Origin of the sequence: Motilimonas cestriensis (genome assembly GCF_021295315.1) — a bacterium.
GTDB lineage: Bacteria > Pseudomonadota > Gammaproteobacteria > Enterobacterales > CBDFNC01 > Motilimonas > Motilimonas cestriensis.
The window spans coordinates 60,881-74,111 of sequence record NZ_JAIMJA010000003.1; the positions used below are offsets into that span (position 1 = coordinate 60,881).

11 protein-coding genes are annotated in these 13,231 nt (G+C 42.6%); 8 read left to right on the plus strand and 3 right to left on the minus strand.

Annotated elements, in window-relative coordinates; translation table 11 throughout:
- Positions 1 to 568: 568 nt before the first annotated feature.
- Positions 569 to 1,009, minus strand: coding sequence for a DUF3010 family protein (locus tag K6Y31_RS03675; RefSeq protein ID WP_232801583.1), 441 nt, complete (start codon positions 1,007 to 1,009; stop codon positions 569 to 571).
- Positions 1,010 to 1,941: 932 nt separating this feature from the next.
- Here K6Y31_RS03675 and polA point away from each other — a divergent pair.
- A complete protein-coding gene (gene polA / locus K6Y31_RS03680) occupies positions 1,942 to 4,701 on the plus strand; it encodes a DNA polymerase I (protein WP_233051497.1) in 2,760 nt (919 codons plus the stop codon).
- A gap of 415 nt (positions 4,702 to 5,116) precedes the next feature.
- Here the strand turns inward: polA and yihA are convergent, their stop codons facing one another.
- Positions 5,117 to 5,761, minus strand: a complete 645-nt coding sequence (gene yihA, locus K6Y31_RS03685; protein WP_345790233.1) for a ribosome biogenesis GTP-binding protein YihA/YsxC — start codon at positions 5,759 to 5,761, stop codon at positions 5,117 to 5,119.
- A 143-nt stretch (positions 5,762 to 5,904) separates the two neighbouring features.
- Between yihA and K6Y31_RS03690 the strand changes: the two genes are divergently transcribed.
- From K6Y31_RS03690 to K6Y31_RS22265, 7 genes are all read left to right on the plus strand, one after another.
- Positions 5,905 to 6,528: a c-type cytochrome gene (locus K6Y31_RS03690; protein ID WP_232801585.1), complete on the plus strand. Its 624-nt coding sequence runs from the start codon at positions 5,905 to 5,907 to the stop codon at positions 6,526 to 6,528.
- A gap of 342 nt (positions 6,529 to 6,870) precedes the next feature.
- A complete protein-coding gene (gene yihI / locus K6Y31_RS03695) occupies positions 6,871 to 7,449 on the plus strand; it encodes a Der GTPase-activating protein YihI (RefSeq protein ID WP_233051498.1) in 579 nt (192 codons plus the stop codon).
- Between the two features lie 3 nt (positions 7,450 to 7,452).
- Positions 7,453 to 7,899, plus strand: a complete 447-nt coding sequence (locus K6Y31_RS03700; protein WP_232801587.1) for a DUF2489 domain-containing protein — start codon at positions 7,453 to 7,455, stop codon at positions 7,897 to 7,899.
- Positions 7,900 to 8,144: 245 nt separating this feature from the next.
- A complete protein-coding gene (gene hemN / locus K6Y31_RS03705; RefSeq protein WP_233051682.1) occupies positions 8,145 to 9,485 on the plus strand; it encodes an oxygen-independent coproporphyrinogen III oxidase in 1,341 nt (446 codons plus the stop codon).
- A gap of 153 nt (positions 9,486 to 9,638) precedes the next feature.
- On the plus strand, positions 9,639 to 10,829 hold the full coding sequence (locus tag K6Y31_RS03710) for a sugar efflux transporter (protein WP_233051499.1): 1,191 nt from the start codon (positions 9,639 to 9,641) through the stop codon (positions 10,827 to 10,829).
- Between the two features lie 62 nt (positions 10,830 to 10,891).
- Complete coding sequence (gene coaA / locus K6Y31_RS03715; RefSeq protein ID WP_233051500.1) at positions 10,892 to 11,848, plus strand: type I pantothenate kinase; 957 nt, start codon at positions 10,892 to 10,894, stop codon at positions 11,846 to 11,848.
- A gap of 228 nt (positions 11,849 to 12,076) precedes the next feature.
- The gene (locus tag K6Y31_RS22265; protein ID WP_233051501.1) at positions 12,077 to 12,538 is read left to right on the plus strand and encodes a DUF4357 domain-containing protein; all 462 of its coding nucleotides are present in this window, start codon (positions 12,077 to 12,079) and stop codon (positions 12,536 to 12,538) included.
- Positions 12,539 to 12,555: 17 nt separating this feature from the next.
- On the opposite strand, the gene K6Y31_RS03725 is transcribed toward K6Y31_RS22265, so the two are convergent.
- A complete protein-coding gene (locus K6Y31_RS03725) occupies positions 12,556 to 13,137 on the minus strand; it encodes a TetR/AcrR family transcriptional regulator (RefSeq protein ID WP_233051502.1) in 582 nt (193 codons plus the stop codon).
- Positions 13,138 to 13,231 lie beyond the last annotated feature (94 nt).

Below are 13,231 nucleotides of genomic sequence, written 5' to 3' on the forward strand. Positions count from 1 at the left end.
TCCCGTGGCAATTGACTGATTTGTGGCTGTGAGAGATCGGCTATTGCGAGTGTGATTTTTTACCTTTTATTCCTAGGGTTATCTCGTTTTGTGCAGATGGTTATTGCTGTGGTTGTTTTTTAAGTGGTTGTTTTTTAATTACTTATTATTGTTTATTCATTGAGTAATTATGACGCTTCCATTTTTGTTCGGTATTTATAGGTATTTTAACTAGGGTTTTCCCTTATATTTAATCTCGCAGGAAGCAAAAAGATGTTTAACAGGATGTTGAACGTCGATGTCAGACAGGATGTTTGACAATCAAGGAAGAAGTAAGGACAACTGCAGGATGCAGTAAAGGACACCTCCAGGATGGAGAGAGAAAACAAATCAGGATGATTTGTTAGGTTATGGATAACCGAAAAATGCAACCAAAGGATAGGCTGCTAACATAGTCAAAGTGCAGGGAGCACCATACATCACGGAGCAGATGTTGTGACTATCAGGGGCGATGTTGAAAAACATCGCCCCTTTTCTTTGGAGCCATAAATATGCACCTTTGATACTAAAGCTGCATGGTTGGCGCAAATTAATCTTTGCTATACATGCTTTCGGTCATGTTAGCGTAAGCGGCTGTGAATGCAGCTTCCTGAAATTTTTTCAGGCCCGTTACGGCAAAGTCGATAGCAATTGGGTTACGCTTTATTTGTTCTTTGATAGTGTTACCGTTAATAAACTCAACGGTTAAGCCATCAATAAGTTGGATCGCTGCTTCAATTTTAAAACCAACTGCGCCGCCAGCAAACTTGCCTTTTTGTGGGCGGGACTTAATTACTACTTTTTCGATTTTGTAGTCTTCCACTAGTTTAGCGAAATCAAACTGAAACTTTTTAAATAGCGCCTGATCGGCATCGTCTTTTAGTAAAAATTTACGTGTGCGACATTCCGGTAGCTCAAATAGCCCCTTATCGAGTGCCAATAGTGAAATAACAGCTTCGCTGCCCTGAATTTCAACGCCACAAACTCTCATTTGGATACCCCTTAATAATTTTCGCGTTCATTATACTCAATTATCATGCAAATGCGCGATTTCAGCTGGACTGTTACCTTGTTTTTAATAGGCATGGAAAACGTATAAATCTAAGGGTAGATAAGGTAGGTAATAAGGAGAGTTGAAAATAGATAAAAATAACAGTTGCAAATGATAATTGATATCATTAGTATCTATCTCGTTGTCCAAGCACTCCTAAAGCAACGAGCTGATAATGGCTTAATGCGCTAGGCAAATGGCACGACATTGCTCACATTGCTTCCAGTTTGCCGACTATTCTTATAGTCGGCTTTTTTTTACTTAAATTTCAATCATAAAGAAAGTATGTAAGGCTATTTACTTTGCAAATGATATTCATTATCATTTCTTTGTTGGCACGGCAGATTCTTTTAACAAACATCTAACACAGGTTTTTGTACCGTTTTCTGTTTAGTGCAAGCACGACATTGCTCACATTGCTTTTTCTCAGCGTTTCGTTGAGTTTGGGGGCTACTTGCATGATGGCTTCTGTCATTCACTATCCAGCCATAGTGTAAGTAGTGCCCACCTCTTTTCTTTCTGACATTTATTCCACGATATATCTCACTTTAAAACCGCCTTCACTTTAGATTTTTCAGCTGAATTTTAATGAGTTTTACAGAGTTTGAAAAAATTCAAGAAATCTTTTCCACAATTATCATATCTGTATACTCTATTTTAGGTACCGGCTTAATTGGTTATTCTTCTTTTATATCAATCTATTATAGTTATTGGTTAGCGCTATATTATGTAAATGTTACAGATGAGACGTTTTTGTGAACAGAGATATCCACAGGCTATCGTTGTTTAGGATAAAAAAAATAGGTTCAAACATAGAGCCTAGGCGGGGCTTGTGGCATCCTAGCGACATCATTTTTCAATAGACGCTTTTTATGCCGCAGATACCTGAAAATCCTTTCATCCTTGTTGATGGTTCTTCTTACCTTTATCGCGCTTTTTATGCGCCGCCTCATTTAACAAATTCAGCCGGTGAACCAACCGGGGCGGTATATGGTGTAGTGAATATGCTGCGCAGTTTATTGAACCAATTTTCACCTAGTCATATTGCGGTTGTTTTTGATGCAAAAGGTAAAACATTTCGCGATGAAATGTTTGCCGAATATAAGGCGCAGCGGCCATCGATGCCAGATGATCTGCGCTCTCAAGTTGAGCCTTTGCATGACATTATTCGCGCTTTAGGCCTGCCTATTATCATCCACGAAGGGGTCGAAGCGGACGATGTGATTGGTACGCTGGCGCGTCAAGCCAGTGCTCAAGGCATCAATACCTTGATCAGTACCGGTGATAAAGACATGGCGCAATTGGTGGATGAGCATGTGCTACTGATTAATACCATGACCAATACCGTGCTTGATCGTGACGGTGTAGTGGAAAAATTTGGCGTCGGCCCTGATTTGATCATCGACTATCTCGCGTTGATGGGTGATAAAGTCGATAACATACCCGGGGTGCCGGGTGTAGGTGAGAAGACAGCAATAGCCATGCTGCAAGGCATTGGTAGCATGGATGAAATTTATGAACGCTTAGATGAGTTGCCCGCTCTGGGCTTTCGCGGCTCAAAATCGATGCCAGAGAAAATGCGTGCAAATGAAGCTGAAGCACGTATGTCTTATACCTTAGCAACCATTAAAACGGATGTTGAACTGGCTGAGCGTTATGAAGATCTCAGTGCCAAGCCTGCCGATAAAGATAAATTGATTGAGCTTTACGGAAAAATGGAATTTAAGCGCTGGTTAGCGGAAGTGCTTGATGGTCCTGTGGTATCTAATTCGGCAACGCCAGCAGAAGTTGAAGAGTTGGTCGCTGCAGCTACTTTAGATAGCTCAAAATACGAAACAATTTTAACTCAAGCTCAGCTTGATACATGGCTAACTAAATTACAGCAAGCCCCCCTGTTTGCGTTTGATACAGAAACCACCAGTGTTAACTACATGCTCGCTGAGCTAGTGGGTTTTTCGTTTGCTGTCGCGCCCGGCGATGCGGCCTACCTTCCGGTGGCACATGATTATCCCGATGCGCCAGAGCAGTTAACACTGGATCAGGTGTTGTCGCAACTCAAGCCCATTTTGGAAGATGCAAGTAAAGCCAAAGTGCTGCAAAACTTAAAATACGATGCCAGTGTGTTGGCGCGATATGATGTGACTTTACGCGGTGCTGATTTTGACACTATGTTGGAATCTTATGTATTTAACAGTGTGTCTAATCGCCATGATATGGATAGCCTTGCACTGAAATATTTAGGCCATAAAGCCATTAGCTTTGAAGATGTAGCGGGCAAGGGCGCGAAACAGCTCACTTTTAATCAGGTGCCATTGGAAACCGCTGCGGTGTATGCTGCAGAGGATGCTGATGTTACTTTACAGTTACACCAAACCTTATGGCCTAAGTTAGAGCAGCAGCCATCACTGGCCAAACTATTTCATGAGGTGGAATTACCTCTGGCCAATGTGCTATCGACCATTGAGCGCACGGGGGTGTTGATTGATTCTGATTTATTAAACAAGCAAAGCCATGAATTAGGTGAAAAAATTATCGCCCTTGAAGCCAAGGCCCATGCTATTGCCGAGCAACAGTTTAACTTAGGCTCGCCGAAACAGCTACAAGAAATTTTATTTGAGAAAATGAAATTACCTGTCGTGAAAAAAACCCCAAAAGGGGCGCCTTCTACGGCGGAAGAAGTATTGCAAGAGCTCGCATACGACTACCCACTGCCAGCGGTTATTTTAGAGTATCGCAGCTTAAGTAAACTGAAATCTACTTATGCTGACAAGTTACCTAAAATGGTCAATTCTGCAACGGGACGAGTACATACGTCTTACCATCAAGCAATCACCGCGACTGGCCGTTTATCGTCGAGCGATCCTAACTTACAAAATATTCCGATTCGTAATGAAGAAGGTCGCCGCATTCGTGAAGCCTTTATTGCTAAGCCTGGCTTTAAGGTGGTGGCAATCGATTACAGTCAAATTGAACTGCGGATCATGGCGCACTTATCCCAAGATGCTGGCCTGCTAACCGCTTTTGCCGATGGTAAAGATATTCATAAAGCAACCGCTGCCGAGGTGTTTTCGGTGTCGTTAGATGATGTAACTACTGAACAGCGTCGCAGTGCTAAAGCGATTAACTTTGGCTTAATCTATGGCATGAGTGCATTTGGTTTAGCTAAGCAGCTAAATATCGGTCGCGCCGAAGCGCAAACGTACATGGATCTCTATTTTGAACGCTACCCTGGCGTCTTACGTTATATGGAAACCACGCGCGCCAATGCGATGGAAGATGGTTTTGTTGAAACCTTATTAGGTCGACGCTTACATTTACCTGATATTAAAGCGCGTAATGCCATGCGTAAAAAAGCCGCTGAACGGGCGGCAATTAATGCGCCAATGCAAGGGACTGCGGCTGATATTATCAAGTTAGCCATGATCCACGTCGCCGACTGGATTGAGCAGCAGTCTGACAACTCGATTCAAATGATCATGCAAGTACACGATGAATTGGTGTTTGAAATTGCCGAAGATAAATTGGAGCAATATGTGCCAGCGCTGCAACAGCTGATGGAGCAAGCCATGACACTGGATGTACCTTTAATCGCTGAGGCGGGTATTGGTAATAACTGGAACCAAGCACACTAATAATCGCTCAGTTCGCTAACTTTGCTTGGCGAACTTGAGGTTGTGGCGTCAAGAGAACGGAATTTACTGTTTTAGATCAAATGATGTAAATAAATTACAAATTAGCACTTCAATTACTCAATCCCTTTATCTATAGTTTCAGTTGTAGGGTACAGAGGGAAAGGTAGCCAATCTAAGATGCTTATCTAAGATTTTATCTTTCAGACCTTTTATTTCACTTATTGAATAAAGCTATTTTAAGCGCCTTGGTAATTTACCAAGGCTTTTTTTTGTCTTAATATAAGTTTTTACTACACTAAAGCAGACTATTTGTTTACTCAGAACAGTGCTAAATAGACAGTTTTGTTACAAAACTACAGCCTTATCTAAACAAGGCTGGCGATTATAGGTGGATGCAAAACCAGTGATGCTGGGTTTATTCTGCGTCTTCGAGCTCTGGGTCTGCCTCTTCAATGGCTGGGCAGTACCATTGGTTTAGTTTAATCATTAATTTCTCTAAGCCGATACCTTTGGTTGAAGAAAATGCTTCGACTTCTACATCACCTTCAAACGTTTTAGCTTCTTCACGCATCCGGTTTAACGTGGTTTTTCTTACGCCTTGTTTCAGCTTATCGGCTTTGGTTAACAAACAAAGTACTGGTAAGTTACTATCAACAGCCCAGTAAATTAAATCTTGGTCAGAATCTTTAAAAGGGTGGCGAATATCCATTAACACCACTAAACCTTTAAGTGACTCGCGTTTTTGTAAGTACTCCCCCAGTGCTTTTTGCCAGTTTTTTTTCATATCTTCTGGTACTTTCGCGTAACCGTAGCCGGGTAAGTCGATAATACGTTTGTTTTCAGCTAGTTCGAAGACGTTAATTAACTGAGTACGGCCCGGAGTTTTACTGGTGCGCGCTAAGGTTTTCTGTCTGGTTAGGGTGTTCAGCGCGCTGGATTTACCTGCGTTAGAGCGACCAGCAAAGGCGACCTCGATACCAATATCGTCGGGCATTTGGCGAATATCAGGCGCACTTGTAATAAAGTGGGCAAGGTTGTAGTTCATGGTTTGCTTGGTCAAAATGCTTACTCCAGCGGGAAAGTTTTACGTATTGATTACTTTTTTTTAAAATTGTGTAAAATATGCGTGTTCATAAAAATAATGATTGTAGCATGCACGGATAAGCATGTGATCTGGAAGCTTAATAATAAAATTGGATTGCCATGAAAAACATAGCGCTAGCTCTAGTAGCAATGATCGGGTTCAGCGGTGCCGCTTTAGCACAAGGTGATGCTGCTGCAGGAGAAACTAAATCAGCAACATGTGTTGCTTGTCACGGGGCTGATGGTAACTCACCAACAGATATGTACCCTAAATTGGCAGGCCAGCATCCCAAGTACCTTGAAAAGCAGCTTAAAGAATTTAAGCTGGCAATGGAAACGGGCGGTGAAAAAGGCCGTAATAACGCCATTATGGGTGGTATGGTTGCTGGCTTAACCGAGCAAGATATGGCTGACTTAGCTGCTTATTATGGCGGTAAAAGTATGTCTCCAGCGACCACGCCTGAAGAGGTAGTTGAAGCAGGACAAAAATTATACATGGGCGGTGATGCTGCTCGTGGTATTCCTGCTTGTACTGCTTGTCATGGCCCTCGTGGTGAAGGTACTGAATTGTCTGGTTTCCCGAAAATTTCAAGCCAGCATCCTGCTTATATCAAATCACAGCTTGAGCTATTTCGCAGTGGTGAGCGTAATAACGATATGAATGGTATGATGGGCGACATCGCGAAAAAGTTAACAGACGAAGATATTGCTATCTTGTCTAAATATATCGCAGGTCTGCACTAGGCAATTGTCACGGGCCAAGTGATTGGCCGTTAGTGAATGCAATTAGCCGCACTATTAACTGTACCAGCCTTGTTGCTTGTACAGTTTTTTGTGTTTCTGGGGTTTAATATTTTTGAATTGAGTTTGCGTTGCTTAAGGTTTTCTATTTGTTACTTTTTAGTAGATGCAAAACCTGTTTAAAGTCGGTGTTATTTTGTTTCAGCAAAACGAGAAGGTAGCTTACGACTGCCATATTAGCTTTTATAGCCAATAAAACCATGTGTTGGATTGCCAAGCAATGCAACTAACCAGCTAGAATTTTATGATGCAGCCGTGATGCTGTTTCAAAGTAGAGAATAAAATATGTCACGTCAGAAGAAGACCCGTAAAGTAAACGCTAATGGCCCAAAAATGGGTGAGCGAATTAAAGTCAATCAAGAAGAAGCAAGGTTACAAAAGAAGCTGCAAAAGCGTAAAGGATTAAAAGCTGGTAACCGTAACGCAGAAGAGAAGAAAGCGGTCACATCCGCTCAAACAAAAGAGCCAATCGACCCTCGTGCCGGCAGTAAAAAGCCAATTGCTTTAACGCCTGAGCAAGCCGTTGAGTTAGCGCCAGTAAAACTAGCTCAGCATCAACCAAAAGCAAAATTGGTCAAAGCTAAGCCTAAAACAGCCCTTTCTCCTGAGAAAGAGCTGGCTAGACTTGAAGCTGACGAACGCTTAGGTAGCTTGCTTGATAAAATAGACGAAGGTGAAAAAGTCAGTAGCAAAGATCTGGCTTGGGTAAACCAGCAAATGGAGCGTCACCAAGTGCTACTAAAGCAACTTGGCTTGCTAGACGAAGATGACTCATCGCGGGATGAAGATGAAATGTTAGATGCGTTCAGCAATTTAGATGATAGCTGGCTGCAAGATGTTAAAAATGAAAGAGAAAAGGACTAAATAATGTTGTGGTGGATCCTTGCTGGTATTGGCTTAATCGTCATCATTGGTTTATCAGCTTATGCCGGTATTTTATTACGCAAAGTAAAAGATCAGCAGTTAGCCTTAGCTAAGGCTGTTGAAAAACGAAATAACACGTTAATGGACAGTATTACCTTAATCGCTAAGGCCATGGTGCAAGGGCAGTGTAATTTGTCAGAAGGCGCTATTAGATTGACCGTATTACTTGGCGAGTTGAAGTTAGCCAAGCCGATCGATTTTGATCAGCAGTATCCAGCGTTAAATAAGTTGTACCAAGTGGTTAAAGACATGCCAACCCATGAAGTACGTAAAGAGCGCAGTAAAAAAGAAATTCGCCAACTTGATGAAAAGCGCGAAAAAGCTGAGCAGCGCTTAGAGCAAGAGATTATGGCTGAGATGCAGCAGCTGCAAGAGTGGCAGCTACCCTAGCAAGCTATCGTGGTTTTCAAAAAGATAAAAACGGCAGTGGGGCTCTCACTGCCGTTTTTGTATCTGTATTCGCCATCACATAAAGGCTGACAGGATCTAGCTTCAGTAATTTATCTCTAAAGAGATAGGCCTTATCTACACTTTTTTGTTCTTGCTCAGCTTTGCGTTTAAGTGGCTATGCCATACTTTGTCACAGTTTTGCTAATAGGATGTAACAAGTGGAAAAATTGGTTTGGGATCAAGGGATCATCGAGAAATATAACTATAGCGGTCCGAGGTACACCTCATACCCAACAGCGCTCGAGTTTGATGAAGCATTTAGCCATGATGATTTATTACTCGCGGCGCAGCGCTATCCTACACGCCACTTATCCTTGTATGTGCATATCCCGTTTTGCCATAAGCTTTGCTACTACTGTGGTTGCAACAAGGTCATTACACGTCACCAACATAAGGCCGATCAATACTTAGACTATCTTGAAAAAGAAATTCGTTTTCAAGCTCAGTACTTTAAAGATAGAAAGATCAGTCAGCTACACTGGGGGGGCGGTACGCCAACGTTTTTAAACCCAGCACAAATTAAACGATTGATGGCAATATTGCGTAGTGAATTTACCTTTTTGCCTGACGCCGAAATGAGTATTGAAGTTGATCCTCGCGAAATTGAGTTGACCACCATTGATCTGTTAGCGCAACAAGGCTTTAATCGCCTGAGTTTAGGTATTCAAGACTTTGATAAAAAAGTACAGCAAGCCGTAAACCGTGAGCAAGACGAAGGCTTTATTTTTCAGTTGCTCGAACGTGCCAAAGCGAATGGCTTTCGCTCAACCAATTTAGATTTGATTTATGGTTTGCCTTATCAAACCAAAGAGAGCTTTGCGCGCACATTAACTAAAGTGATGGAAATTGAGCCTGCGCGCCTGACCACCTTTAATTATGCTCACTTGCCGAGTCGTTTTGCGGCGCAGCGCAAGTTAAAAGAAGCCGATATGCCCAGTGCGCAAGAGAAACTGGACATGTTGCAATACACTATCGAATACCTAACAGGGCAAGGTTATGTTTTTATTGGCATGGACCACTTTGCCAAGCCTGATGATGAGCTTGCTCAAGCACAAAAGTCGGGTGTCTTGCATCGTAACTTTCAAGGTTATACCACCCAAGGCGATGCTGATTTATTGGGATTAGGCGTTTCATCAATCAGCCAAGTGGGCGACTGTTACTCACAAAATCAAAAAGACTTAAAGGCTTATTATCAGCAACTTGATGAACAGCAGCAGGCACAATGGAAAGGGGTTGCCCTGAGCCAAGATGATTTAATTCGTCGCGCGGTGATCAAACAATTGATATGTAATTTTAGTTTGTCGTTTGCCAGTATTGAACAAGAGTTTGCTATTGAGTTTAATACCTATTTTGCTAACGATATCGCGTTGCTAGCGCCGTTTATTGCCGACCAGTTAGTGTCGCTGAGTCGAGATTCCATTAAAGTTGAACCGAAGGGCATGTTACTTATTCGCAATATTTGCATGTGTTTTGACCTTTATTTACGTCAGCGTGCTCGTCAGCAACAATTTTCTCGTGTTATCTAATCTGTAGACTATACCCAATCAACTTGAAGATGCATGTTTCAGAGCCAGTTTTCTGGCTCTTATTTTTATCAAACAAAGCAATGCTTTCGTGCACTTTTATAGGCAAAGCCGTAAAATTGTTCCCTCGCTATCATTTTCTCATTGAGCGCAATTGTGATTAAAAAATACTGCCGTTCGCTTTTTCCTAATAACCAAATTGATTCTGTTTCATTGGCTTTATTGTTTAGTTGCTTTGTCGTCGGGGTGGCTGGCTCATTCACTATTCCGACCATGAGTCTGTTTATGAACGATGAAGTTGGCGTGCGTCCGGCGTTGCTCGGTGGCTTTTTTGCAGCGCTGGCTATTTCTGGTGTGTTAGTAAGCCAAGGTATTGCATACTGGTCTGATAGTGGTATAGACCGGAAAAAGCTGATCCTCATATGTAACTTAATGGGGGTGATCGGCTTTTCCATTTTTGCTTTTAGTCGTGACTATTATGTGTTGCTTGCCAGTGCGATGTTATTTATGAGCACCTCTTCGGCCGCACTGCCACAAATGTTTGCTTTAGCGCGAGAAATTCTCGATCGCCGCAAACAAAATGCCGAAAAATTTAGCTCAGTATTAAGAGCGCAAATAGCCCTAGCTTGGGTAGCGGGTCCGCCTTTAGCTTTTTTTATTGCCGATGGTTTTGGTTTTCGTTTCCTATTCTTACTCGCCGCCTTGATGTATGTCTTGTTGACATTGGTGGTGTTAGCTCGTTTACCTAGCCTTGAGCCTGTGCCCCCTAGTAGCCATACAAGCGATAAAAAAATAAGTTTATGGCGTGATAAAGACTTGCTGTTGTTATCGGCTTCTTTTGTATTCATGTATGCCGCAAACAACATGTACTTAATTAGTATGCCGCTTTATATCGCTAAAGAGTTACAGTTGGCGCCTGAGTTAGCAGGCATGATGATGGGTGGTGCGGCGCTACTTGAAATTCCAGTTATGTTGATGGCGGGAACCTACGCATTACGTTTTGGCAAGCATAAGCTAATTTGTTGCTCGGTGTTGGCGGGCACGGCTTTTTATATTGGCATTTTGCTAAATGAAAGCTTATGGGGATTTATCGCCTTACAGTGTTTTAATGGCATTTTTGTGGGGGTGACTTCAGCACTTGGAATTTCTTATTTTCAAGATCTAAAGCCAGATAAAATCGGCCAAGTAACCACACTTTATGCTAATTCTATTAAAACAGGTGGTGTTTTAAGTGGTGTGATGGCGGGTTTTATTGCTGATAGTTTTGGGTTCTACTCTGTTTTTATAGCTTGTACCTTGTTAACCTTGCTGGCGTTTTTCACTGTATTAAGGGTTAGGCATGTTTAAACACCTTGTGATCGATATGCAGTCTATTGTATGTTGCGCCCTCGCCTGACAGGAAATATGCCATGCCAATTCTAGACAATAAGGATCTCGTTCACTCTGCCTATTTAGAGTTTACCCGCCAAAGCTGGGCTGAGTTGCGAGATAACGTTCCACTAACTTTGTCTGAGCAAGACTTGGCTAAGCTGAAAGGGATTAATGAAGATATTTCACTGCAAGAAGTAGTGGATATTTATTTACCTTTATCGCGATTACTGAATCTTTATGTTGAAGCGAGACAAAAGCGCAGCACGGTACAGGGGCAATTTCTTGGCGTAACCGATTTCCACGTGCCCTATATTATTGGTATTGCCGGTAGTGTGGCCGTTGGGAAAAGTACCACTGCACGTATTTTGCAGGCTTTGTTATCGTGTTGGAGTGATCACCCTAAAGTCGCGTTGGTGACCACTGATGGTTTCTTGCACTCAAACCAAGAGTTAGAGCAGCGTGGCCTGATGACAAAAAAAGGCTTTCCTGCCAGTTATGATATTCGCAGCTTAGTTAAGTTTGTGTCTGACATTAAATCTGGTCAGCCTAAAGTGACCGCGCCGGTTTACTCGCATTTACAGTACGATATTATTCCGGATGAATATCAGGTAGTTGAGCAGCCAGATATTTTAATTTTGGAAGGGCTTAACGTGTTGCAAAGTGGCATGGATTATCCTGACCAGCTGCACCGCGTGTTTGTGTCTGATTTTGTGGATTTTTCTTTGTTTGTGCACGCTGAACAAAAGCAGTTAAAAGACTGGTACATACAGCGATTTTTGAAATTTAGAAGCGGTGCCTTTACTGATCCTAAGGCATACTTCCATCATTATTCTAACCTTTCTGAATCGGAAGCCACCAAAACAGCGAGTCGGATTTGGGATGAAATCAACGGCGTTAACTTAGTTGAAAACATTAGTCCTACCCGTGAACGCGCCAATTTGATTTTGACTAAAGGCGAAGGTCATCAAGTAGAGAAAATCTGGCTGCGTAAATAGCCTGAGCTGAACGTGAGCCAGGCACCATTCTAGTGGAAAAGTGCTTTTATCACTGCACAGTTTTGACTTTTAACCCCTCTCCCTACCTTGCTGCTTGGTCGCTTTCTTGGTCTAATATTGCGCTTAATTGTCATTAAAAAGTAAACCTGTTTTAGGTATGCTGCATGTTTAATGGTGATATTGTGCCGTATAGCAACGGTTATTGTTTAGACCGCAGGGAAGGTTGCCGTGAGTAATTCAGTTCAGTTTTTGGTTGATGCCAATGGTGTGCGTCAAGCAGTCGTGATTCCGATTGATTTGTACAACGAGCTGATTACCTTAAAGCAAGAAATTAAAACGCTTAAACCCGCACAGCAAGAAAGCTATCACTTCCAGAGTAAAGAGGCACTGGCCAATGGCTATCCGAAAGGCCCTGTGACTAAGCCGAGTTTTGTCGTGTTACGTGGCTCTACCGCTAACTTTTCAAATGTTGGCTCGTTACGACCCGCCATTAAAAAATTACGTGATGAGCTGCTCGCTCAGGGCACGGTGGTGCAACAAGGTGAGTTGTTATTGTTTGATAAAGAAGTGGAGTTTACTAGCCCCAGCATGGCGGCTTGTTTTATTGCCGGTAACGCGCGCAGTGGGTTAGACGCTTGGGTTAATAGCCAAGGTAAAACATTAAAGCAATCAGGCTACGGCAAAAAGTAAGTTTTTAAGGTAACCTTTTACTGTTTACAGCGTTGGAGTAGCTCTGCGAGTGCGCATTGGTAATGGGCTTTTGCCGTCTCTGGCGCCAGCCAATCAAACCAGCAAACACCAAGATACAGGCTATTCACTTGATAAACAAAGTAATCCAAATCAAGGTCTGGTTTAAAAAAATTGAGGTTAATTGCTTGCTGGGCGCATTGCTTAAGGTGATCGCCCCAAGTTTGCTGTTGTATTTTTAGCTCGTTTTCTATTGCTCCGCCGATATCATCAAAACCCACCACCGCGCCAATAAAAAAGCAGCCACCGCTGAATCTATGGTTCCATTGGTACCAGTGTTCACAAATACTGATTAAGCGCTCGATAGGGTGCTCTAAGTGTCTTGTCGGTTTTATCACCCGTTCATTAAACACCAGTTGTGCGTATTGCAGCAGATCGAGTTGCAGTTTTTGTTTCGATTGAAAGTGGGCATAAACACCGCTTTTTGACATGCCGCGCGCTTTAGCTAGATTGCCTATAGTTAAGCAATTAAGCCCCTGTTGACTCGCGAGATCCAGCGCGGTGCGCAAAATGGCCATTCGAGTAACGGTGCCTTTTTTCATCTTTGCTCCTTTGCCGAGCGCGTATTTTGTGGTGGCTTAGTCGTATCGGCTTGAATCACTTGGCGATTATTAAGTAATAGTGCGTTCGTGCGCT